This window comes from Endozoicomonas sp. SESOKO2, from assembly GCF_024606245.1.
Classification (GTDB): Bacteria; Pseudomonadota; Gammaproteobacteria; order Pseudomonadales; family Endozoicomonadaceae; genus Endozoicomonas_A.
Genome location: NZ_JAHHPQ010000251.1, coordinates 1 through 2,452 on the forward strand (window position 1 = coordinate 1; position 2,452 = coordinate 2,452).

At 42.3% G+C, this 2,452-nt stretch carries 1 protein-coding gene; it reads left to right on the forward strand.

Annotated elements, in window-relative coordinates:
• Positions 1-53: 53 nt before the first annotated feature.
• The coding region (locus KDK17_RS05990) for a hypothetical protein (RefSeq protein ID WP_257253126.1) at positions 54-2,452 on the forward strand (2,399 nt) is incomplete at its 3' end.

Genomic DNA, 2,452 nt, shown 5'->3' on the forward strand with positions numbered 1-2,452 from the left:
TTGCCCGGTCTTTACTGCTTTCAAGGAATTTTGTTCAAATCAAAGAGGTTCCGGTGCCAGTATTGGCTTCCTCTACTTCAACCACTTCGGCGCAACTCACCTCTGGAAGAGATGCAACTCCTGAGAAAGCAAAAAGAGCAGTAAGTGTAACAAGACAGCCAAAATACTTAAAGCCAGGTATCAGGGTATCAAAAGAAGCGTTCAGTGAACGGATATATATCCAGCATTTATTTCAACTGGATAACAATATTATTCAGGAAGTCAGACTAATTCAGGAAAACCCGGTTTTTTTTTTAGAACAGACAGAAAAAAAGATCTCGGCATTCAAAAAGGCTTTAGAAAACAATAAAAATTCAATAAACGAGCTAGGAATAGGCTACTACTATTTTTTGAAAGCACTGGCCATGATGAGGGCCAAAATGTCAGATGATGACAAAACCATAGAGTTGTCCTTTAGTCCGGAAGTCAAGTTCAATGCCAAAAAGATAAAGGAGGCTATTTTACTTTCTCAACACTTCTGCTTACCTTACGCAAGGATGCTCATGCTGTTTTTTGAATATGGTATGGAGGGAGAGCCTGATGCAAAAGTAAGAGCCTGTCTCTCTGCATTGTCTGGAGTGTCACAGTCTATTGAGATCTTATTGGAATTAGAGCCAAATTCAGCGGTTCTGGCCGGAATATTACTCAAATGGCTGTTACTGATTCCAAAGCCTTTCGAACTGAAACTGGCCTTTGATGCAGACACTTATCTGAAAAAACCGCAACGTAAGATTCCAGGTACGGTAACACCTTCCATACGTCTACTCAGAGAGTTTTTGGAGCAACTTCCGACTAAAGGTTCTGACGTCGCAGTTGATAATATTTTGACCCGAATGGGCGAGACATTTATAAATCAGCAACAGCTGTCAGACGAACAGCATGAACAAGTGCTAGCGGTAGCGGCAGTGGTAGCGGCAGCTGAAGCAGCGGCGGCGGAAGCGTCTGCAACGGCAACGGCAACGGCAACGGCAACGGCGACATTGAAAGCGGCAACAGTGAATGGGCAAGTGGAAGCAGAAAAGCATACAGCAGCGGTGAAAATGAATACGTCAAAGATGGCGTTAGTGGCAGCAAAAATAGCGGCAAAAAAGGCTGCAGAGGCAGCTGCAAAGGAAGCAGCGGAAGCGATAGCAGAAATAAAAGTGGAAATAGAAACTAAACGAGAGACCACCGCGTCATTAGAAGCTCGAACGGAATCGATAGCAGCTGCGGTAATGGCAGCGGAAGTGTCAAAGGAAGCACATACGGAAGCAATATTAAGATTGGTACTGCACTTTGCCACTGGTCGAATGGACTTGCTTAAATTTAATAGTCTGTCTCTATCGTCAATTATCATGCGCTTTTCTGTGCAGGGCTATATTTCATCGAACTCATTAAACATCATATTTCTCAGAAAAAAACTGGCTCAACTCATTGAAGATATTCATCCTGAAAAACGGGCATGCGCAGATATCATAAAACTTGCTTTTCATCTGAATGGTTCACCAGAAGAAAAGCCTTTTTTCCCTCATCTTAAAGCCCTTCCCATCAATATCCAAGCCAGCTTGACCACCCATCATTTTGGTCATGACTTACAATTTCTAGAAAAATTAATTAGCTTATTTCCTGAATTGGTTACCAAGGATGCATCAGAATGGTACAACGTCCTTTTGCTGATTCACGAGTATAACATAAGACAAATCGGTGGAAATCCAGAAAAGGCAAAAAAACTCCAGAGTGATTCAAAAGATTGGAAACAATTACGCCAATGGTTTGAAAGTCATATATTGTATAAGCCAGTCGAGAAGAATGATATTCATTCAACACCAAAAGACATCGACTTTGCTGTCTTTAACATTTCCAGCATGAAACAGTTCAGAAAGGGTAACGAAAGTGCTTTTATTCTTGCTATTGAGCATGCCCGGGAAGTTGGCTATCTGAAATTAAAACAACACATAGACCAATATGAAAATAAAACGGATCCTGTATCACTACAGATGTTAGGCTGGTTTCATTGCCTGGCTGGACTAACACTCCTGAATGCAGAAATAAGTCCTGACAGTCAGCGGATAGTATTAACCGGTCGCAAAAGAGTTCTCACTAGCGCTCATGATCATTTCATGAGAGCGCGTATCATTGGCTTCCATTATGCCGGTTATCTGGAATCACTAGTGGGTATGCGGCTAGACAGCTACCAGTCCTACCAGAGTCAGTCATCCGAAGCCTCGCAAACAGACTCAAGTGATAAGCCGGTTATTCAATATGCATCGACCAAAAAGCCGGAGGAAAAAATCTTTATTGAAGCGGGTAAGATTTTTACAGAAATTTTGCCCGGGTTGTTAGCAAGCTCTCTATATGGTGTACGTTTTGCCGCTGAAACAGCCATCAGAATCTTTACTGATGAACGGTTTAATCTTCTGCACATCCCACAGGC